Annotated in this window: 17 protein-coding genes and 1 pseudogene; 13 read left to right on the top strand and 5 right to left on the bottom strand. The window is 72.3% G+C overall.

The genetic code is table 11. The features are described from left to right. Positions 1–216: 216 nt before the first annotated feature. Entirely contained in the window at positions 217–1,047 is an 831-nt protein-coding gene (locus AC6CKD_RS08145; RefSeq protein WP_498326126.1) for an SAM-dependent methyltransferase, read from the top strand. Further along, entirely contained in the window at positions 1,044–3,233 is a 2,190-nt protein-coding gene (locus AC6CKD_RS08140) for a putative bifunctional diguanylate cyclase/phosphodiesterase (protein ID WP_498326125.1), read from the top strand. The genes AC6CKD_RS08145 and AC6CKD_RS08140 overlap by 4 nt, the downstream gene beginning before the upstream one ends. Positions 3,234–3,255: 22 nt before the next feature. Here the strand turns inward: AC6CKD_RS08140 and AC6CKD_RS08135 are convergent, their stop codons facing one another. Beyond that, on the bottom strand, positions 3,256–4,377 hold the full coding sequence (locus tag AC6CKD_RS08135) for an FAD-dependent monooxygenase (protein WP_498326124.1): 1,122 nt from the start codon (positions 4,375–4,377) through the stop codon (positions 3,256–3,258). 140 nt (positions 4,378–4,517) lie between these two features. On the opposite strand from AC6CKD_RS08135, the gene AC6CKD_RS08130 reads away from it, so the two are divergent. Beyond that, positions 4,518–5,165, top strand: coding sequence for a TetR family transcriptional regulator (locus AC6CKD_RS08130; protein WP_498326123.1), 648 nt, complete (start codon positions 4,518–4,520; stop codon positions 5,163–5,165). A gap of 54 nt (positions 5,166–5,219) precedes the next feature. Here the strand turns inward: AC6CKD_RS08130 and AC6CKD_RS08125 are convergent, their stop codons facing one another. After that, the gene (locus AC6CKD_RS08125; protein ID WP_498326122.1) at positions 5,220–6,098 is read right to left on the bottom strand and encodes a LysR family transcriptional regulator; all 879 of its coding nucleotides are present in this window, start codon (positions 6,096–6,098) and stop codon (positions 5,220–5,222) included. A 109-nt stretch (positions 6,099–6,207) separates the two neighbouring features. Between AC6CKD_RS08125 and AC6CKD_RS08120 the strand changes: the two genes are divergently transcribed. The 6 genes from AC6CKD_RS08120 (at position 6,208) to AC6CKD_RS08095 (ending at position 12,890) form a co-directional block, all read left to right on the top strand. Further along, a complete protein-coding gene (locus AC6CKD_RS08120) occupies positions 6,208–6,912 on the top strand; it encodes a succinate dehydrogenase cytochrome b subunit (protein ID WP_498326121.1) in 705 nt (234 codons plus the stop codon). 2 nt (positions 6,913–6,914) lie between these two features. Beyond that, entirely contained in the window at positions 6,915–8,939 is a 2,025-nt protein-coding gene (locus AC6CKD_RS08115) for a fumarate reductase/succinate dehydrogenase flavoprotein subunit (protein WP_498326120.1), read from the top strand. After that, entirely contained in the window at positions 8,936–9,682 is a 747-nt protein-coding gene (locus tag AC6CKD_RS08110; RefSeq protein WP_389698002.1) for a succinate dehydrogenase/fumarate reductase iron-sulfur subunit, read from the top strand. Before AC6CKD_RS08115 ends, AC6CKD_RS08110 begins: the two co-directional genes overlap by 4 nt. Before the next feature lie 142 nt (positions 9,683–9,824). Beyond that, a complete protein-coding gene (locus AC6CKD_RS08105) occupies positions 9,825–11,753 on the top strand; it encodes a stealth family protein (RefSeq protein ID WP_498326118.1) in 1,929 nt (642 codons plus the stop codon). A 36-nt stretch (positions 11,754–11,789) separates the two neighbouring features. Next, complete coding sequence (locus AC6CKD_RS08100; protein ID WP_498326116.1) at positions 11,790–12,437, top strand: hypothetical protein; 648 nt, start codon at positions 11,790–11,792, stop codon at positions 12,435–12,437. Positions 12,438–12,524: 87 nt separating this feature from the next. Beyond that, a complete protein-coding gene (locus AC6CKD_RS08095; RefSeq protein ID WP_498326115.1) occupies positions 12,525–12,890 on the top strand; it encodes a cupin domain-containing protein in 366 nt (121 codons plus the stop codon). A 40-nt stretch (positions 12,891–12,930) separates the two neighbouring features. On the opposite strand, the gene AC6CKD_RS08090 is transcribed toward AC6CKD_RS08095, so the two are convergent. Together AC6CKD_RS08090 and AC6CKD_RS08085 are read right to left on the bottom strand one after the other, a co-directional pair. Beyond that, complete coding sequence (locus AC6CKD_RS08090) at positions 12,931–15,330, bottom strand: excinuclease ABC subunit UvrA (RefSeq protein ID WP_498326113.1); 2,400 nt, start codon at positions 15,328–15,330, stop codon at positions 12,931–12,933. 10 nt (positions 15,331–15,340) lie between these two features. Continuing rightward, a complete protein-coding gene (locus tag AC6CKD_RS08085) occupies positions 15,341–16,447 on the bottom strand; it encodes an LLM class flavin-dependent oxidoreductase (RefSeq protein WP_498326112.1) in 1,107 nt (368 codons plus the stop codon). 154 nt (positions 16,448–16,601) lie between these two features. On the opposite strand from AC6CKD_RS08085, the gene AC6CKD_RS08080 reads away from it, so the two are divergent. Beyond that, complete coding sequence (locus AC6CKD_RS08080) at positions 16,602–17,096, top strand: phosphatase domain-containing protein (protein WP_498326111.1); 495 nt, start codon at positions 16,602–16,604, stop codon at positions 17,094–17,096. Positions 17,097–17,504: 408 nt separating this feature from the next. Here AC6CKD_RS08080 and AC6CKD_RS08075 read toward each other — a convergent pair whose 3' ends face one another. Beyond that, positions 17,505–17,723, bottom strand: a complete 219-nt coding sequence (locus AC6CKD_RS08075) for a dodecin (RefSeq protein WP_498326109.1) — start codon at positions 17,721–17,723, stop codon at positions 17,505–17,507. 166 nt (positions 17,724–17,889) lie between these two features. Here AC6CKD_RS08075 and AC6CKD_RS08070 point away from each other — a divergent pair, with 166 nt between their 5' ends. The 3 genes and pseudogenes from AC6CKD_RS08070 to AC6CKD_RS08060 form a co-directional block, all read left to right on the top strand. Next, a complete protein-coding gene (locus tag AC6CKD_RS08070; RefSeq protein WP_498326108.1) occupies positions 17,890–19,149 on the top strand; it encodes an extracellular solute-binding protein in 1,260 nt (419 codons plus the stop codon). Positions 19,150–19,380: 231 nt separating this feature from the next. After that, positions 19,381–20,265 carry a GNAT family N-acetyltransferase gene (locus tag AC6CKD_RS08065; protein ID WP_498326107.1) on the top strand — a complete coding sequence of 295 codons (885 nt, stop codon included), beginning with the start codon at positions 19,381–19,383 and terminating at the stop codon, positions 20,263–20,265. Next, a pseudogene (locus tag AC6CKD_RS08060) lies at positions 20,262–20,795 on the top strand (lysophospholipid acyltransferase family protein); the annotation flags it as partial. The gene AC6CKD_RS08065 and the pseudogene AC6CKD_RS08060, both read left to right, overlap by 4 nt. Positions 20,796–20,819 lie beyond the last annotated feature (24 nt).

The raw sequence follows: 20,819 nt of genomic DNA, 5'->3' as shown, positions 1-20,819 counted from the left end.
CGCACTGCCTTCGATCGTTCACCGACCTTTTCTCAAAAGGTATTTGTCGGTTTCGATCATTCCCTGGGTGTTGCCCGTCCGGCCTTTGACGTGTGATGAAGAACGGATCGCCAATTTCCGCTTTCGCTCGCTCCGTTGGCCAATGATCAGTACATTCGGCTCGGACAGGAGTCCGACCCGTCCGGACCGCTGCATGACCAAGGCTTGGAGACCCCGATGGAGCGCCCCGCCTGGGCCCCGCCAGGCATCGACATATCGGTGCCGAGCGTGTCCCGTATCTACGATTACTACCTGGGCGGCTCCCACAATTTCGAGGTCGACAGGCAAGCGGCCCGTCGGGCCATGGAATTCATGCCGGGCCTGCCCAAGATCATGCAGGCCAACCGGGCATTCATGCGCCGTGCCGTCCGGTACGCCGTCGCCGAGGGCGTGACGCAGTTCCTCGACATCGGCTCCGGCATCCCCACCTTCGGCAACGTCCACGAGATCGCCCAGGCCGCCAGCCCCGAGGCGCGCGTGGTCTACGTCGACCACGACCCGGTGGCCGTCGCCCACAGCCAGGCCGTCCTGGCCGGCACCGAGCGGACCGGTGTCGTCGCCGCAGACCTGCGCAAGCCCCAGGACATCCTGACCGCCCCGGAGGTCGCCCGCGGGCTCGACCTGAGCCGCCCGGTCGCCCTGATGCTGGTCGCCGTCCTGCACTTCCTGGAGGACTCGGACGAGCCCTACGAGGCCGTCACCCAGCTGTGCGACGCGCTGGCACCCGGCAGCCTGCTGATCCTCACGCACGCCTCGTACGAGGGGATCCCGCTCTCGGAGGAGACCGCGAGCGGAACCGTCGGCGTCTACCGCGATATCCGCAACCCGCTCGTCATGAGGGACGCGGAGCAGATCCGGCGCTTCTTCGACGGCTTCGGCCTGATCGAGCCCGGGCTGGTGTCGATGCCCGACTGGCGGCCCGACACGACCGGCGGGTCGGAGGCCGAGACCGCGGACGAAGACCCCTACGCCTTCTCGGGCTTCGCCGGAGTGGGACGCAAGGCGTGAGACTGCCGACGCAGACGGCGGACGACCCGGCCGCGCCGCAGGGCGGACTGGAGGACCGGATCGGGCGGTTCGCGACCATCTGGGGGAGGGCGATCTTCCCGGTCACCGCGACGTCGCTCACCCGCGGCGAGTTCGAACGCCACCTCCTGCCGCTCACCCGCACCCTCGTCGAGGCCCTGCGCGCCCGCCCCTTCGACTCCTCCGTCGGCCAGCGGGTCGGGGAGGAACTCGTGGCGGTCCACTGCACCGACCCGGAGGCGCTGGCCGGCACGCTCGGCGTCGTCGAGTCGTACCTGGTGCTGTACTGCGGCCCGCAGGGCCCCGACGCCGAGAGCGTCGAGGCAACCGAGGAGTACCGGTCCCGCTGCGCCCGGCTCCAGCACGGCATCGCGGCCGGATTCGCCCGGGCACTGCGCGAGCGCACCCTCAAGGAGCAGGAGGCCATCGCCCGCTCCGCGCTGACCGCCCGCATCGACGCCCAGCAGGCGCTGCACGCCAGCGAGGCCCGCTTCCGCGCGGTGTTCGAGGGCGCGGCCATCGGGATCGGCATCGCCGACCTGGAGGGCAACGTCCTGGAGGTCAACGACGCGTTGCTCCAGATGTTCGGCGGCATGGACGGGCACGTCCGGGGCCGCAACGTCAGCGAATGGGGCCACCCCGACGACACCCCGCACGTCTGGCGGATGTACGGGGAACTCGTGCGCGGCGAACGCGAGAGCTACCGCGTCGAGAAGCCGTACTACCGGCACGACGGGACCGTCCTGTGGACCAACCTGACGGTCTCGCTGCTGCGGGACGCCGAGGGCGTGCCGCAGTACCAGCTGGCTCTGATGGAGGACACCACCGAGCGCCGGCTGCTGAACCTGCGCCTGCGCTACGAGGCCACTCACGACGCCCTGACCGGCCTGCCCAACCGGACGCTCTTCTTCGAACGCCTGGAGAAGGCCCTGAGCGGCGCCGGCGGCTCGCGCTTCGGCTTGTGCTACCTCGACCTCGACGGCTTCAAGGCGGTCAACGACAGCCTCGGCCACTCGGCCGGCGACCGGCTCCTGGTCGAAGTCGCCGACCGGCTGCAGAGCTGCGCGACGGCACCGGGCGAGGTGGTCGCCCGGCTCGGCGGCGACGAGTTCGTGGCGCTGACCACCGGCCCCGACACCGAGGAGAAGGCCACCGAACTCGCCGTCCGGATCCTTTCCGCCCTCTCCGTCCCGATCCGGCTGGAGGGGCGTGAGCTGACGGTCCGGGGCAGCATCGGCATCGTCGAGGGCCCGGCCCGCGAGCGCACCCCCGCGGAGGTGCTGCGCAGCGCCGACATCACCATGTACCGGGCCAAGGCGGCCGGCGGCAACCGCTTCGAGTTCGCCGACGCCGCTGCCGACGCGCGCGCCATCACCCGGCACGGCCTGACCAACGCCCTCCCGGCGGCCCTGGAACGCGGCGAGTTCTTCATCGAGTACCAGCCGCTGGTCCACATGCACGACGGCAGCGTGCACGGCGCCGAGGCGCTGGTGCGCTGGTCGCACCCTCAGCACGGGGTGCTCGGCCCGGACCGGTTCATTCCCCTCGCCGAGCGCACCGGCCTGATCGTGCCGCTCGGCCGCTGGGTCCTGGAGGAGTCCGTCCGTCAGGCCCGCGCCTGGCAGCACCAGCAGGGCGGCGCCACCCTGCGGATCAACGTCAACCTCTCACCGACCCAACTGCACCACCCCGGCCTGGTCGCCGACACGATCCGCGTCCTGGAGTCCTCTGGCCTGTCGCCGGGCACGCTGTGCCTGGAGGTCACCGAATCGGCCCTGATCGGCGCCGACGACGAACTCCTCGAACCGCTGCGCCGGCTCGCCGCCCTGGGCGTGGACATCGCCCTCGACGACTTCGGTACCGGCTACTCGAACCTGGCCAACCTGCGCCGCCTGCCCGTCAGCGTTCTGAAGCTGGACCGCTCCTTCACCAAGGGCATGCAGCAGCACCCGGCCAACCCGGTCGACGTCAAGATCGTGGAGGGGATCGTCGCGCTGGCCCACAGCCTCGAACTCGCCGTCACCGTCGAGGGAGTGGAGACCGGCGCCCAAGCCGCCCAGCTCCGAGCCCTCGGCTGCGATACGGCTCAGGGCTGGTACTACGCCCGCCCGGGCGCCGCCGACCGCATCCACACCCTGTCCCTGTCGGACGCGGTCCCCACCCCCTGAGCACCGCCATGGCCGGCCGGAGTCATTCCAGCCCCACCTCCGTCCCCAGGCCCGGCTCGCGGACGGCCGCCAGCACGCGCTCGTACCGCCGGGCGGTGTCGGCCAGCACCTCGGCGGCCGCTGGAAGCCGCTCGGCCTGGTAGCTGCCGAGAGCCTCCTCGCCGGCTCCGCCCGCCTTCCCGGAGAGCGCGGAGGCGAGCGCCCTGCCGAGGGCGGCGGCGTCCAGGATGCCGGTGTTCATGCCCAGCCCGCCGGCTATGGGGTGGACGTGCGCCGCGTCCCCGGCGAGGAACGCCCGGCCCTCGCGCAGCCGGGCGGCCATGCGGACGTTGACCCGCCAGGCGGAGAGCCAGGTGGGCTCCGCGAGCCGGATCCCGGGCATCCGGGCGTGGCGGTCGAAGAGCCGCTGGAAGCTCTCCAGGGACGGTGGCAGGGGCGCCCCGCTGCCGTCGGTCTCGGGGGAGGCCTGGAGCTGGAAGCTGTCCGTCCCCGGCATCGGGCAGAGCAGTATCCCGCCTCCCTCCGAGGTGAACCACTGGTGCCAGAAATCGCGGCTGAGCCCAGGTGCTTCGACGTCCCCGAGCACCATCGCCGGTTCCTCCTCCCCGCTCCCCTCGAAGGGGATGCCGAGGAGGCCGCGGGTGGTGCTGTGACCGCCGTCGCACCCTGCGAGGTATCCGGTCGCGATCGCCGTGCCGTCCGCCAGCTCGGCGCGGACGCCGGCCGCGTCCTGGGCGATCCCCGCGAGCCGGGCCCCGTACTCGACCCGCACGCCGAGTTCGGCCAGCCGGTCGCGCAGGACCTCTTCCACCTGCCACTGCCCTATGAGCAGGCCACTGCTGACCGCGGTGTCGTTGACGTGCTGCCCGTCGAAGTACTTGCGCAGCACCATCCCTTCACTGCCTCTGGCCTTCACGGCCCCGGCCGCGCCGAGCCGCTCGAAGACCTCGAGGCTGTCGGCCCGTAGCCCCTTCCCGCGCGATTCGCGGTGCGGAGCGGAGCGGCTCTCCAGGATGCGCACCGCGATGCCCCGCCGGGCCAGGTCGCAGGCCAGCGTGAGCCCGGTCGGGCCGGCGCCCACGACCAGCACGTCCGGCGCTGCCGACACGTCCGGCCGGTCCTGGCGCTGCTTGCTGTCGGTCATCGGTATCCCCTTCGTCTCGTCGTCCGTCGTCTCGTCGTCTCGTCGTCTCGTCGTCGTTGAATCAAGGAAAGCGCGCCGCGACAGAAAAAGCAACCCGGTAACGAAAGTAACTGGGTCACTCGTTCGTGTAGTCTGTCCCCATGGAAAACACGTCGGGTCTGCGCGAGAACAAGAAGCTCCGTACGCGCCGCCTGCTGGCGGCCACGGCGCTGGAACTCTTCCTGGAACGAGGCTTCGACGCCGTCTCGGTAGCCGACGTCGCGGCCGCCGCCGAGGTCTCCAAGCCCACGCTGTTCCGCTATTTCCCCAGCAAGGAGGACCTGGTCCTCGACCGCTTCGCCGACCACCAGGACGAGGCGGCGCGCCTCGTGCGCGACCGCCCCGTGGGTGAGACCCCGGTGGCGGCCGTGCGCGCCCACTTCCTGGCGGCGCTCGCCGAGCGCGACCCGATCACCGGGCTCTGCGACCACCCGAACGTGCTCGCCTTCCAGCGCCTGCTCTACGGCACCGCCAGCCTGGAGTCCCGGATGGCCCACTACACCGCCCGTGAGGTGGAGTTGCTCGCCGCGGTCCTGGAAGCCGAGGCGGTCGACCCGCTCACCGCCCGCCTGTCGGCCGGATACCTGGTGGCGGCCCGGCAAGAGCTCGGGCGGGAGAACTGGCGCCGCATCGAGGCCGGCCGGACCGCCGCCGAGGCCCACCCGGCCGCCGTGGTCGACGCCGAGCGCGCCTTCACCCTCCTGTCCGACGGTCTGGACCGGTCCCTGCCCGCGCGCCGCTCGGTGTGACGGTCGGTGTGCCCGCACGGCGAAGGAAAGGAAAGGAAGGGGGCGGGAAAGAGGTCAGCCCAGCAGGATGCGTTTCAGTTCGCGGGCGGCGCGTGGGGGCGCCACGTCCGTGCGGTGGGCCAGGGCGATCGTGCGGCGCAAGGGGGAGCCCGCCAGGGGGGTGGCGCGGAGGCCGGAGCCCGCGTGGCCGACCACCATCGCCGGGACCACGGCGATGCCGAGCCCCGCTCGGACGAAGCCCAGTACGGCGTCCATCTCGCCGCCCTCGACCGTGAACGCCGGCTCGAAGCCCTCCGCCCGGCAGGCCGCCACCGTCAGGTCCCGCAGGTCGTAGCCGTGCCGGAACATCACCATCGGCTCGTCGCGCAGCGCGGACACCGTGAGCGAGCCGCCGCCCGCCGGAGGCGGGAGGGCCGCCGAGGAGACCACCACCAGGTCCTCCGTCAGCAGCTCCACCGTGGTCAGCGCCGGCGCCGAGGGAGGCAGCGGCAGGGCGATCAGCGCGAGGTCCAGGGAGCCGCGCGCGAGCTCCCGTACGAGGTCCAGCGAACCGCTCTCCTCGATCAGCAGCTCGATCCCCGGGTGGGCGGTGTGGAAGGCGCGGAGCACGCCCGGCAGCAGGCCGGTGCACAGGCTCGGGGTGGCCCCCAGCCGGATCCGGCCGCGCCGGAGCTGCGCCAGCTCCTGCACTTCCAGCCGCGCCGTGTCCGCGTCCGCGAGGATCCGCCGGGCCAGTGGCAGCAGGGTCTCGCCTGCGTCGGTGAGCGTGATGTTCCCGCGCGCCCGGCTGAAGAGCTCGGCGCCCAGCTCCCGTTCGAGCGCCTTGATCTGCTGCGACAGCGAGGGCTGGGCCACGTGCTCGCGCTCGGCCGCGCGCGTGAAGTGCCGGGTCTCGGCGACGGCGACGAAGTAGACCAGCTGCTGGAACTGCATGGCCCCAGGCTAGGCCGTCCCTTTCCAGCCCCGCCATAGGCTGAGCATATCGACTTCAGCTCTGCCATGTCTTGGACCTTTCGGGACCTTCGTCCTTACCGTCAATGTCATGGCTCTGGCAACGCGGACGGATCGACGGCCGTCCACCACGCGCACGCTCTGGGACTCCTCCGTCGGCAAGAAGTCCGTGATGGCCGTCTCCGGCCTGATCATGCTCGGCTACCTCGTCGTGCACATGCTCGGCAACCTCAAGATCTTCTTCGGGGCGGACGAGTTCAACGGCTACGCGCACTGGCTCCGCACCCTCGGCTCCCCCTTCCTGCACCACGAATGGGCCCTGTGGATCGTCCGCGCGGCCCTGCTCGCGGCCGTCGTCGCGCACGGCGTCTGCGCGTACCAGCTCAGCCGCCGCGACATCAAGGCACGCCCGGTGAAGTACGCCCACAAGCGCCGCCGCGCGAGCTACGCCACCCGCACCATGCGCTGGGGCGGCATCATCCTCGCCCTCTTCATCGTCTGGCACCTGCTCGACCTCACCACGCTCACCGTGAACGAGCGGGCCTGGGCCGGGCATCCGTACGAGAACGTCCTCGCCACCTTCTCCACCTGGTACGGCAACACCATCTACCTCGTGGCCATGGCCGCCCTCGGACTGCACGTCCGGCACGGCTTCTGGAGCGCCGCCCAGACCCTGGGCGCGGGCAACGCCCGACGGGACAGGACGCTCAAGTTCCTGGCCGACGCCCTCGCCCTCGTCCTCTTCGCGGGCTTCGTGTCCGTGCCCGTCGCCGTCATGACCGGAGTGGTGAGCTGACCATGAGCGAGAACACGAGCAGCAGTGAGATCGCGAGCGAGACCAGCGAGACCAGCCAGACCAGAGAGACCAGCGAGGCCGTGCACTACGCCGACTACACCACCGGGGACCCGATCGCCGACGCCAAGGCCCCCGAAGGCCCCATCGCCGAGCGCTGGGACCGCCGCCGCTTCGAGGCCAAACTGGTCAACCCGGCCAACCGCCGCGGGCACACCGTCATCGTCGTCGGCACCGGCCTGGCCGGCGGCGCCGCGGGCGCCACCCTCGCCGAACAGGGCTACCACGTCGTCCAGTTCTGCTTCTCGGACTCCCCGCGCCGGGCGCACTCCATCGCCGCCCAGGGCGGCATCAACGCGGCCAAGAACTACCGCAACGACGGCGACTCCGTACACCGCCTCTTCTACGACACCGTCAAGGGCGGCGACTTCCGCGCCCGCGAGTCCAACGTCCACCGGCTCGCCCAGATCTCCGTCGAGATCATCGACCAGTGCGTGGCCCAGGGCGTCCCCTTCGCCCGCGAGTACGGCGGCCTCCTCGACACCCGCTCCTTCGGTGGCGTCCAGGTCTCCCGCACCTTCTACGCACGCGGCCAGACCGGACAGCAGCTCCTGCTCGGCGCCTACCAGGCGCTCTCGCGGCAGATCGCCGCGGGCAACGTCGAGATGCACGCCCGCACCGAGATGCTCGACCTGATCACCGTCGACGGCGTGGCCCGCGGCATCGTCGCCCGGGACCTGGTCACCGGCAAGATCGACACCTACTACGCCGACGCCGTCGTCCTCGCGAGCGGTGGCTACGGAAACGTCTTCTACCTCTCCACCAACGCCATGAACTCCAACGCGACCGCCGTCTGGCGGGCGCACCGGCGCGGCGCGTACTTCGCCAACCCCTGCTTCACCCAGATCCACCCCACCTGCATCCCGCGCACCGGCGACCACCAGTCCAAGCTCACCCTGATGAGCGAGTCCCTGCGCAACGACGGCCGCATCTGGGTCCCCAAGGCCAAGGGCGACACCCGCCCCGCCGCCGACATCCCGGAAGCGGAGCGCGACTACTACCTGGAGCGGATCTACCCCTCCTTCGGCAACCTCGTGCCCCGCGACATCGCCTCCCGCGCGGCCAAGAACGTCTGCGACGAGGGCCGCGGCGTCGGCCCCGGCGGCCAGGGCGTCTACCTCGACTTCGCCGACGCCATCCGCCGCATGGGCAAGGAGAAGGTCGCGGAGAAGTACGGCAACCTCTTCGACATGTACGAGCGGATCACCGCGGAGAACCCGTACGAGGTCCCCATGCGGATCTATCCCGCCGTGCACTACACGATGGGCGGACTGTGGGTCGACTACGACCTCCAGACCACCGTGCCCGGCCTGTTCGCGATCGGCGAGGCCAACTTCTCCGACCACGGAGCCAACCGCCTCGGCGCCTCCGCTCTCATGCAGGGCCTCGGAGACGGCTACTTCGTGCTCCCCTCCACCATCAACGACTACCTGGCCCGCCATCCGCACCGGGACACCGTCGACGACAGCCACCCCGAGGCCGCGGCCGCCGTCCGCGAGACCCGCGACTGCCTCGCCAAACTGCTCGCCGTCGACGGGGACCGCACCCCCGACTCCTTCCACCGGGAGATCGGCGAACTGATGTGGGAGTACTGCGGGATGGCCCGGACCGAAGAGGGCCTGCGCAAGGCCCTCGCCCGGATCCCGGAGATCCGCGAGGAGTTCTGGCGGCGGATCAAGGTGCCGGGCAGCGGCGAGGAGTTCAACCAGTCGCTGGAGAAGGCCAACCGCATCGTCGACTATCTGGAGCTCGCCGAGCTGATGTGCCTCGACGCCCTGCACCGCGCCGAGTCCTGCGGCGGCCACTTCCGCGAGGAGTCCCAGACCCCGGACGGCGAAGCCGCCCGCCGCGACGAGGAGTTCGGGTACGCGGCCGCCTGGCAGTACACCGGAACCGGCGCCGCGCCCGTCCTGCACAAGGAAGACCTCGTCTTCGAGTACGTCCACCCCACCCAGCGGAGCTACGCATGAAGCTCACCCTGCGCGTCTGGCGCCAGAAGAACGCCGCCGCCCCCGGCGCGATGGCCTCGTACGAGGTCGACGGCATCTCGGAGGGCATGTCCTTCCTCGAAATGCTCGACACCCTCAACGAGGACCTCATCCTGAGCGGAGAGGACCCCGTCGCCTTCGACCACGACTGCCGCGAGGGCATCTGCGGCGCGTGCAGCCTCGTCATCAACGGCGACGCCCACGGGCCGGAGCGCACCACGACCTGCCAGCTCCACATGCGCTCCTTCGCCGACGGCGACACCATCGACGTCGAACCCTGGCGCGCCTCGGCCTTCCCCGTGGTCAAGGACCTCGTCGTCGACCGCGGGGCCCTCGACCGGGTCATCCAGGCCGGCGGCTACATCACCGCCCCGACCGGCGCCGCCCCCGAGGCGCACGCCACGGCCGTCCCCAAGCCGGACGCCGACTACGCCTTCGAGCACGCCGAGTGCATCGGCTGCGGGGCGTGCGTGGCGGCCTGCCCCAACGGTTCCGCGATGCTCTTCACCTCCGCCAAGGTCAACCACCTGAACGTGCTCCCGCAGGGCTCGCCGGAGCGGGAGACGAGGGTCCTGGACATGGTGGCCACCATGGACGCCGAGGGCTTCGGAGGGTGCACCCTGACCGGCGAGTGCGCCACCGCCTGCCCCAAGGGCATCCCGCTGCCGTCGATCGCCGCCATGAACAAGGAATGGCTGCGGGCCGTCCGTCGAGGCCCCCGCTGACCTGTGGATTTCGTAAGAAAGCGGCCTTGGGGGAAAGATCCTGTTCACCTTTCGGACACCGACCCGTAAGGTGAGTTTCGGCCATCGGGGGCCGCCGGCGACGGTGGGGCCGTTCTCTGTGTCCACGAGCCCTGAGGTGATCATGAGCGGCATCCGTCGGCATCTGAGCTGGATGCCGTTCCAGCCCCGGACCGCGTTGCCGGCGCAGCCGAGAAGGTCGGAGCGCGGGCGGGGAGCCCGGACCCCGGCGCAGGAGCGGGAATCCCGGCGGGCCGTCCGCGAACGGGAGATCCTGACGAAGGCGGCCGAATCCGGGAGCGTCGTCGAACACGGGGGCCGGCTGGCCGTCGTACGGGACGACCTGCTGCCCGCCCAACTGGCCGAAATGAACCTCCGGGCGGTCGCCGAGGCACTGGAAGCGGCGTCGATGCCCTACGGCCTGGTCCCCGACGGGGAACTGGTCCACCGGGTGGCGCTCGCCCCCGGCACCCGCGCCGAGGCGCTCGCCGCCTGCGCGAAGGGATTCGCCGGCAGGCCCGTCTACGCCGACCTCCTCGGCCACCGCGCGGCGCTCGGCACCACCCTCGCCGAGGACCTGCCCGAGGCCGTCACCGCGGCGGAGGCCGAGACGCCCGGCGCCGTCGTCGCGGGGATCCGGCTCTACATTCCGGTGGTCACCTCCGGGTACACGCTTCACATGGGCGCGGAGCAGGGCTGTGACCTGGAGTTCTGGAAGCCGGCCAACGGTCCCGGCGGGGTCGCCTCGCTCCGGGAGACCCCCTTCGGCTGGTGGGTGCCCTCCATGGAGGCCACGGCCCACCGGCGCATCGGAGACCGCGACTACCCGGTGCTGACGGCCCTCGACCGCCGCTTCCCCGAAGACATCGACTTCCCCATCGACGCCGTGGTCACCTGGGTGGACGGTTCGGACCCCCAGTGGCGCCACCGCAGGGACCGGGCGGCGGCCGGCGCCGCCGCCGGTGCGTCTGCCGCCGGCGGTCCTGCCGGTTCTGGTGCCGGCGATGGTTCCGAAGCCGAGGCCGGTTCCGAGGCCGGTTCCGATGGCGCCGCCTTCACCGATGCCGCCGACAGCGCCGACCACCGCTTCCGGGACCGCGGCGAGCTGCGTTCCTGCCTGCGCTCCATCGCGGCCTACGCGCCCTGGATCCGCAGGGTCTTCCTCGTCACCGACGACCAGGTCCCGGACTGGCTGGCCCAGGAGCACCCCGGGCTCACCGTGGTCCACCACCGGGAGCTGTTCGACGACCCCGGCGCCCTGCCCGTCTTCAACTCGCACGCCATCGAAACCCAGCTCCACCGCGTCCCGGGCCTCGCGGAGCACTACCTCTACTTCAACGACGACATCTTCCTCGGCCGCCCGCAGCGCCCGCAGAACTACTTCCTGCCGTCCGGTCTGCCCAAGGTCTTCCACGACACCCGTGCGGTCCCGCCCAGCTCCCCGGACAGCCACGACGACGTCTACACCACCTCGCAGCGCGCGACCCGCCGCATCGTGGAAACGCTCGCGGGGCGCACGTACCCGCGCATCCTCGCGCACGCCCCGTACGCGCAGAGCCGCTCCCTCTACACCCGGCTGGAGGAGGCGCTGCCCGGCGGACTCGACGCGACCAGCCGGTCCGTCTTCCGCAGTGCCACCGACCTCGCCCCCGTCACCCTCGCCCTGCACCTGGCCCTCGCGCAGGGGCGCGCGGTGGAAGGCGACCTGGTCACCGCGTACGTGTCCACCGGCGCGACGCGGGAACTGCAGCGGCTGGGCGGCCTCCTGCGCGACCGCGGCACCGACGCGTTCTGTCTCGCCGACGATTCGAGCACCGAGGTGTCCCCCGAGGAGCAGCAGCGCGAGCTCAAGGCCTTCCTGGAGGCCTACTTCCCGGTCCCCTCGGCCTACGAGACCCCGGGCCGGGCCGCTGCGAAGAGCAGGCGCGTGGGGCGCGACCGCGACGCGTCCGAGCACGACGACGGCACCGCGGGTCACGACGACGGCACCTCCGGGCACGACCACGGCACCTCCGCCGATCGGATGATCGGAGCGACCCCCGCCGCGCCGTGACCGGCCGCCCTCCGGGGCATGGGTGACAGTGGGCGCATGCCTCAAGTCCCCAGCGGATCCGGCCCGCGCCGCCGTACCGTGCTGGCCGCCGCCCTCGCCCCGCTCGCGGCGGCCGGCTGCGCCGGGGAGGAGCGGCCCCCGACGCCGCGCCCCGGCCCCGAGGCCGTCAAGGACGCGCTGGTCATGGTCATCCGCCACGCGGAAATGCCGTACGCCGGGGACACCGGCGAGGACGACGAGGGCAACGAGGATCCCGGCTTCCTCGCCGTGCGGGGCCGGCGCCGCGCCCAGGAGCTGCCCGCGCTCTTCCCACCGGCCAAGGGCGCCACCCTGCCCCGGCCCGGAGCCGTCTTCGCGGTCGGCGGCAAGGAGGGAGCGCCCGCGCGGTGCCGCCAGACCGTCGAGACGCTCGCCACCGCCCTGCGTACGCCCGTCCGCGCGGAGTTCGCCGTCGGAGCCGAGCCCGCCCTGGCCAGGGCGGTACTGGCGGCGCGGATGCCCGTCCTGGTCTGCTGGGAGCACCAGGGGATGCCCCGGCTGATCCGGGGCCTCGGAGCGCAGGACGTGCTGGGGCTGCCGGCCGCCTGGCCCGACCGCTACGACCTGGTGTGGATGTTCACCCGCAGACAGGGAGTCTGGAGCTTCCGCGAGCTTCCGCAGCACCTGCTCTCGGGAGACGCGTAGCGTCCCCGTACGCCGGGAGTTCTCCGCGGTGCGGGCGTACGCTGAGAAGTGGACTCGGGGCAGTCGTGTGCCGGGAGGTAGACGATCATGTCAGGAATCGTGCGACGGGGTTTCGACTCCGCTGATGAGACACGTCCGTTCGAGGACGGCAAGGGCAGGCTCGACCTGCTCAACACCGACCAGGGACCCGTAGGGCGGGCCGTGTTCGAGCCCGGATGGCAGTGGTCGAAGCACGTCAAGCCCATCGCGGGAACCGACAGTTGCGAGGCGCCCCACGTGGGCTACGTCGTCAGCGGCCGGATGAAGATCGTCATGGACGACGGGGAGAGCGTCGAGACGGAGCCGGGGGACTTCATCCAGATCGCCCCCGGACACGACGCGAGGGTGCTCGGGGACGAGCCGTGCGTCGTTCTCGACTGGCAGGGCTACGGGGACTACGCCAAGCGCACCTGAATCCGTCGCCGCGCGAGCGTGCACGGTCCGTCCCGGAGGGCTACGGCCCCACGGCGAGGGCGCGCGCCAGATAGGCCGCCGTACGGCTGCCCGTGGCGCGGGCCACCTCGGCGGGGGTGCCCGCGGCCACCACCCGGCCGCCCTCCGTGCCGCCGCCCGGCCCCAGGTCGATGACCCAGTCGGCTCCCGCCACCACCGCCATGTCGTGCTCCACGACCACCACCGAATGCCCGGCGTCCACCAGGCCGTGCAACTGCCGCAGCAGCACCGTGACATCGGCCGGGTGGAGCCCCGTCGTCGGCTCGTCGAGGAGGTACAGGGTGTGGTCGCGGCGCACGCGCTGGAGTTCCGTCGCCAGCTTGATGCGCTGCGCCTCGCCGCCCGACAGCTCCGTGGCGGGCTGCCCGAGCCGCAGGTATCCCAGGCCGATGTCCGACAGCGCCCCGAGGCTGCGCGCCGCCGCCGGGACCCCGGCGAAGAAGGAGGCCGCCGACTCCACCGTCAGGGCGAGCACCTCCGCGATGTTCAGCCCCGAGTATCGGACCTCCAGGGACTCGGCGTTGTAGCGGGCCCCCGCGCATTCCGGGCACGGGGCGTACGTACTGGGCAGGAACAGCAGCTCCACCGAGACGAAGCCCTCGCCCTGGCAGGACTCGCACCGGCCGCCCGGCACGTTGAAGGAGAAGCGGCCCGCCTTCCAGCCCCGCGCCTTCGACTCCGGCGCCGCCGTGAAGAGCCGGCGGACCACGTCGAACAGCCCCGTGTACGTGGCCAGATTGGAGCGCGGGGTCCGGCCGATCGGCTTCTGGTCCACCTCCACCAGCCGCCGCACCGGGAACTCCGGCTCCGCCAGCCGTTCGTGGACCTCACGCGCGAGCACCTGGCCCACCAGTGTGGACTTCCCGGAACCCGACACCCCGGTCACCGCCGTGAACACCCCGAGCGGGAACTCGGCCGCCACGTCGCGCAGGTTGTGCCGGTCGACGCCGCTGAGCCGGACGGATCCGGTCGCCTTCCGCGCGGCCCCGGAGCGCCCGCCCCGGGCCGGCTGCGCCCCGAACAGGTACCGGGCCGTCGCCGAGTCCGCCACCGCGGCCAGAGCCTCCGGGGGCCCGCTGTGCAGCACCCGCCCGCCGTGCTCCCCGGCCAGCGGGCCGACGTCCACCAGCCAGTCCGCGTGCCGCACGACGTCCAGATGGTGCTCCACCACGAACACGGTGTTCCCGGCCTCCTTGAGCCGGTCCAGGACGCCGAGCAGCGCCTCCGTGTCGGCCGGGTGCAGTCCCGCCGACGGCTCGTCCAGTACGTACACCACCCCGAACAGCCCCGAACGCAACTGCGTGGCCAGGCGCAGCCGTTGCAGCTCGCCCGCCGACAGGGTCGGGGCGCCGCGGTCCAGGCTCAGGTAGCCCAGCCCCAGCTCCGTGACCGGGCCGATCCGGGAGCGCAAGTCCTCCGTGAGCACCCGGGCCGCTTCACCGCCGCCGCCCGCGGTGGCCAGCACCCCGTCCAGCTCCGTCAGCGCCAGTCCCGCCAGCTCCGCGATGGTGCGACCCGCGAAGGTCACGGCCAGCGCCTCCGGGCGCAGCCGCCTGCCCTCGCACACCGGGCAGGGCGAATCGGTCAGGAACTTCTCGGCGCGGGCTCGCAGAGTGAGGCTCTTGCTGTCGGCGAAGGTCCGCATCACGTACCGGTGGGCGCTCATGTACGTGCCCTGGTAAGGCCGTTGGATCCGGTCGGCCTCCCGCACCGGATGCACCGTCACCACCGGCTGCTCCTCGGTGAACAGGATCCACTCGCGCTCCGCCGCCGACAGCTCCCGCCAGGGCGCGTCCACGTCGTGGCCGAGGGCCTCCAGGATGTCGCGCAGGTTCTTGCCCTGCCAGGCTCCCGGCCAAGCGGCGATGGCGCCCTGGCGGATCGACAGGCCTTGGTCCGGCACCAGCAGTTCCTCGCTGGTGCGGTGTACCCGGCCGAGGCCGTGGCAGGAAGGACAGGCCCCGGCCGCGGTGTTGGGGGAGAAGGCGTCGGAGTCCAGGCGCTCGGCGCCCGGCGGGTAGGAGCCCGCCCGCGAGTACAGCATCCGCAGCGAGTTGGACAGCATGGTCACCGTCCCGACCGAGGACCGGGACCCGGGGGAGGAGCGCCGCTGCTCCAGCGAGACGGCCGGCGGGAGCCCGGTGACGGAGTCGACCTTCGGCGCGCCGATCTGGTGGATCAGGCGGCGGGCGTACGGCGCCACGGACTCGAAGTACCGGCGCTGGGCCTCGGCGAAGAGCGTGCCGAAGGCCAGCGAACTCTTCCCGGAGCCGGAGACCCCGGTGAACACGGTCAGCGCGTCACGCGGGATGTCCACGTCGACCCCGCGCAGATTGTGCTCCCGGGCGCCGCGTACGCGGACGTAGGGGTCGTGGGCGTGCGGGGTGGCGGGCTGGTGCATTCGTCCTAGTTTAGTGTCCGGAGCGGCCGGACTGGCCGACGGACTGCCCGCCGAGGTCGGCGTGCCCGTCCGCGCGCCCGTCCGTCGGCCCGTCCGCCGACCCGTTCGCCGGCCCGTTCGCGCGATCCGTGAGTCCGGTGAGCCGGGCGAGCCGCCCGAAGGAGTCCAGGAGCGCCGTCCGGTCGTACGTGGACGTGGTGACCAGCAGCTCGTCCGCCCCGGTCAGCTCCGCGACCTCGGCCAGCTCCGCCGCGACCTGCGCCTCCGTGCCGTGGATGTGCCCGGCGAGGGCGCGCTCGTACAGCTCCCGCTCCTTGGTGTTCATGGCGAGGGCCTCGACCTCCTCGGCCGGGCGGAGCGGCGGGAAGCTGCCCCGGGTGCGGGAGTACGCGACCGCCCAGGCTTCCGGTACCAGGATCCGCCGGGCGGCCTCGGTGGTGGCGGCCACCGCGACCGTCCCCGAGGCCACGACGTACGGCCGCGCCCCCCACGCGGAGGGCCGGAACTCCTGGCGGTACGCCGTGATGATCTCCGCGACCCGCGCCCGGGCCCGCAGGTCCCCGACGACCAGGGGCAGCCCGGCGCGGGCCGCGATCCCCGCCCCCTCGCCGGTGGCCAGTACGTACGCCGGAATCCGCATTCCCTCCGCCGGGAGGGCGTGCACCTCGGGGTGCGCCCGCTGGGAGCCGTCGAGCCAGCCCAGCAGCTCCGCGAGCTGCTCCTCGAACCGGTCGGCGTCGGCGGTGTCCCGCCCGAGCGCCCGGCGGATCCCGCCGGTGAAGCCGACCGAGCGGCCGAGCCCCATGTCGATCCGGCCGGGGAACAGCGATTCCAGGACCCCGAACTGCTCCGCGACGACGAGCGGCTGGTGGTTGGGCAGCATCACACCGCCGGTCCCGACGCGGATCCGCTCCGTCGCCCCGGCCACGGCGGCGGCGAGCACCGTGGGTGCGGATCCGGCCACCCCGGGCACACTGTGGTGCTCGGAGACCCAGAACCTGCGGTATCCGAGCCGCTCGGCGCTGCGCGCGAGCTCCACGGTGTCGCGCAGGGCCCGGGCTGCGGGATGCCCCTGGCGGGTGCGGGACCGGTCGAGTATCGAGAGTGTGCGGATCACACCGTGGTCAACGCGCGGAGGGCGCCAGGATTCCCGGAGCTTCCGGGCAGCGCCCGGGCAGCGCCCGAGCGGCGCTCGCCCGGGCGGCTGCGGGGGTCGTGCGGTGCGGTGTCCCCGCGGTCGAGCGGAAGGCGTCGCTGCTTAGGCTGGCGGGGTGACCGAGACTCAGAACCGCAGGCCCCTGGCCGTCTTCGACATCGACAACACGCTGGCCGACACCGCGCACCGCCAGCACTTCCTGGAGCGCCGGCCGCGTGACTGGAACGGCTTCTTCGGTGCGGCCCCGGCCGATCCGCCCCTCGCCCGCGGGATCGCGCTCGCGGTGGAGAGCGCGGCCGACTGCGAGGTCGCGTACCTCACCGGCCGCCCGGAGCGGTGCCGTGCGGACACCGAGGAGTGGCTCACCCGGAACGGGTTGCCCGAGGGGCGGCTGTGGATGCGCGGCAACCAGGACCGGCGGCCCGCCCGGACGACCAAGCTGGAGGTCCTCCGGCGGATCTCGCGGGGCCGCGAGGTGCGGATGCTGGTGGACGACGACGAGCTGGTGTGCGAGGCGGCGCGCGCGGCGGGCTTCCGCGTGGTTCTGGCGGACTGGGCGGCGGACGCGCCGGAGCTCAAGGTTGCGCAGGAGGGCGAGGGGCGCACCTGAGGCGTACCGGTGCTCCCTGGGGTGGGCGGCGGGCTCGCGCGCTCCTCGGGGGGCGGGGCCGGACGGGCCCTGGCGGCCTCTCGGGCCTGGCGGCCCCTCGGGCCCGGTACCCCGGCCGGGCCCGCAGGGGGTCGGGAATCCGTGGACCCGTAGGAGTCCGGCAGAGCCGCGGGAGTCCGCAGGGCGCCGGGAGTCCGTGGGGCCGCGGGAGTTCGTGGAGCCGTAGGAGCCCCGTGAGGCCCCGGAAGTCCGGAGAGCCGCAGGGGTCCTGCGGGCCCCGGGGGCGCCCCGTACGGCCCCAGGGCGTCCGGAGGGCCGCAAGCTTTCCGCGGGGCCGTGGGAGTGCGTAGAGCCGCTGGAGTCCCTCGGGCCCCGGGAGCGCCCCGTAGGGCCCCCGGGGCGCCGGCCTCAGGCCTCGCCGTCGTCGAGGCGGAAACCGACCTTGATCCCCACCTGGTAGTGCGCGATCTCGCCGTTCTCGATGTGGCCCCTGATCTGCACCACTTCAAGCCAATCGAGGTTGTGCAGCGTCTCGCCCGCGCGGGCGATGCCGTTGCGGATGGCCTGGTCGATGCCCTCGTGGGACGTGCCCACGATCTCGGTCACCCGGTACGTGTGATTGGACATGGGGGTCTCCCGACACTGGGTGGGCTGTTGCCTTGTTCTACGGTGCCCCAGTAAGTCCCGGTACGCGAACTTTGCGTGAACAATCCATAGCGATACCCCCTTGACCCACCCAATGGTCTATGCCAATTTCAAGCCATCTGAGATCCATCCCCAGAAGGTGACCCTCGTGAAGATGCGCTTCCTTGCCGTGTCCACCGCTCTCGCGGCCGCGACCGCCCTCACCGGCTGCGGCCTCACCGGGTCGGGCGGAGGTACGCAGAAGGTGACGCTCTGGCTGATGAAGGGCAGCGCCTCCGACGCGTTCATAGGCCAGTTCACCACCACCTTCGAGAAGGAACACCCGGGTGTGGACCTCGAAGTGAAGATCCAGGAGTGGAAGGGCATCGGCGACAAGGTCAACGCCGTCCTGTCCGGCAAGAGCGAGGAGGGCGCCGACGTCATCGAGGTCGGCAACACCCAGGTCGCCCAGTACGTCGAGGGCGGCGGCGTCTCCGAACTCACCCTGGAAGCCCTGCGCGAGTGGGACGGCAAGGACTGGCTCAAGGGCCTCTCCGAGCCGGGGCGGGTCAACGGCGCCCAGTTCGGCGTCCCGTGGTACGCCGCCAACCGGGTGGTGATCTACAACAAGGACCTGTTCGCGAACGCCGGGGTCAAGGCGCCGATCAAGACCCGCCAGGAATGGATCCAGGCCACGCAGAAGCTCGACAAGGGCAGTCAGCAGGGCATCTACCTCGCCGGGCAGAACTGGTACGTCCTCGCCGGGTTCGTCTGGGACGAGGGCGGCGAGCTCGCCGTCGAGAGCAGCGGCCAGTGGATCGGCACCCTCGACGAGGAGAAGGCGCTGACGGGCATGGAGTTCTACAAGCAGCTCCAGGCCCTCGGTGACGGCCCCAAGGACGCCGACGAGGAGACGCCCCCGCAGTCCGACGTGTTCGCCCGTGGCGGGATCGCCCAGATCATCGCGCCGCCCGGCCAGGCAGCCGCCATCGAGGCCGCGAATCCGGAGCTCAGGGGCAAGCTCGGCTTCTTCCCGATCCCCGGCAAGACCGCCGACAAGGTGGGCTCGGTCTTCACCGGCGGCTCGGACCTGATCATCCCCGAGAAGACGAAGCAGCGTAAGCATGCCGTCGACGTGATCACGGCCCTGGTCAGCGAGAAGTGGCAGACCGAGCTGGCCCGCACGATGAGCTACGTACCCAACAAGACCACCCTCGCCCACGTGGTCGAGGGCAACGACGGCGCCGTGGCGATGGCCCCCGGAGCCGCTCAGGGCCGAGCCACCCCGAAGTCCCCCCGCTGGGCCGAGGTGGAGGCCGAGAACCCGATCAAGCCGTTCATGACGGCCGTCCTCACCGGCCAGGACCCCCAGCAGGCGGCGAAGGCGGCCTCCGACACCATCAGCAAGGTCCTCAGCTCCGACCGCTGACCTGGGGCGGGCGGGGGCGGTGGGGAGGCTGGGGGACGGCGGAGGAGGGCGGCCAGGAGGGCGGGCGAGGACGGGGGGAAGGGCCCCGGAGGGGTTCGCCCGCCGAGTTCAGCGTCCGCACATCCAAGGGCCGCGAAGCGGCCATGTCGAATCCAGCCGGTCACGGAAGAAGTAAAGAAGCCAGGCCACACACCTGCCGGCCTGGCTTCCCGTGCCGGACCAGGAGCCGTCATGACCATCGCCCCCCTGTCCCCGTCCGTCGTTCCCCCCGCGTCCGTCGTTCCCCCAGCGTCCGGCCGCCTCTCCGAGCCCGGCCGTCCCGCCGCCTCCGCTGCCGCCCCCGCGGCCTCCGCCCCGGTGGCCGCTCCGCACCCGGCGGCGGTCCCCACGCCCCGCTACGCCGTCCGGCTCGCCCGCAACGAGGACGAGGTGCGCGCCGCCCAGCGGCTGCGCCACCAGGTCTTCGCCGGCGAGCTCGGCGCCCGGCTCGACGGCCCGGAGCCGGGTCTGGACGCCGACGCCTTCGACGCATACTGCGACCACCTCCTCGTCGTGGACGAGGAGACCGAGCAGGTCGCCGGCACCTACCGTCTGCTGCCCCCCGAGCGCGCCGCCGTCGCCGGACGCCTCTACTCCGAGGGCGAGTTCGACCTCTCCGCACTCGCTCCCATCCGCCCCGACCTGGTCGAGGTGGGCCGCTCCTGCGTCCACCCCGACCACCGCAACGGCGCCGTCATCGCGCTCATCTGGGCCGGCCTCGCCCGCTACATGGACCGCTCCGGGCACAACTGGCTCGCGGGCTGCTGCTCCGTACCGCTCTCCGACGGCGGGGTCCTGGCCGCCGCCACCCGGGCGAACGTCCTCACCCGCAGCCTCGCCCCCGTCGAGTACCGGGTCACCCCGCACCTCCCCTGGAACCCCGAAGGCATCGAATTCCCCGGCCGGATGGAACTGCCCCCACTGCTGCGCGGCTACCTGCGCCTGGGCGCCTGGGTCTGCGGCGAGCCCGCCCTCGACGCCGAGTTCGGCTGCGCCGACCTGTACGTCCTGCTCTCCCTGCGGCGCACCAACCCCCGCTACCTCAAGCACTTCCTCTCGCTCGCCCCGGCCGCATGAGCGCCTGGCTCCCGACCTCGCCCTGTACCCCCGAGGTCTGCGCCGGCCACGAGGGGCGCACCGCGAGCGTGCCGCGCGCCGTACTGCGGCTCGCCGCCGCCATCGCCCTGGTCCTGCTCGGAATCCTGGGCGCCCCGCCGCTCCGCCTGCTGCCGGAACGGCCCCGCCACGCGGTGGTACGGGCCTGGGCCGCGGCTCTGCTTGGCGCCTTCGGCCTGCGGATCACCGTGCACGGAACCCCCGGACCCGGCGGTGGACGGCTGATCGTCGCCAACCACATCTCCTGGCTGGACATCCCGCTCGTCGCCGCCGTGCTGCCCTCCCGGATGCTGGCCAAGAGCGACATCCGGAGCTGGCCGGTCCTCGGACCGCTCTCCCGGCAGGCCGGCACCCTCTACATCGAACGCGACCGGCTCCGCACCCTGCCGGCCGCCGTCGGCAGCCTCACCCGGGCGCTGCTCACCGGCGACCACGTCACCGTCTACCCCGAGGGCTCCACCTGGTGCGGGCGCGCCCAAGGCCCGTTCCGCCGGGCCGCGTTCCAGGCAGCGCTG

The sequence above is a fragment of the Streptomyces sp. GQ60 genome, from assembly GCF_059758875.1.
Note: the sequence above shows the minus strand (reverse complement) of the source record. Positions and strands in the feature narration are given on the sequence as shown.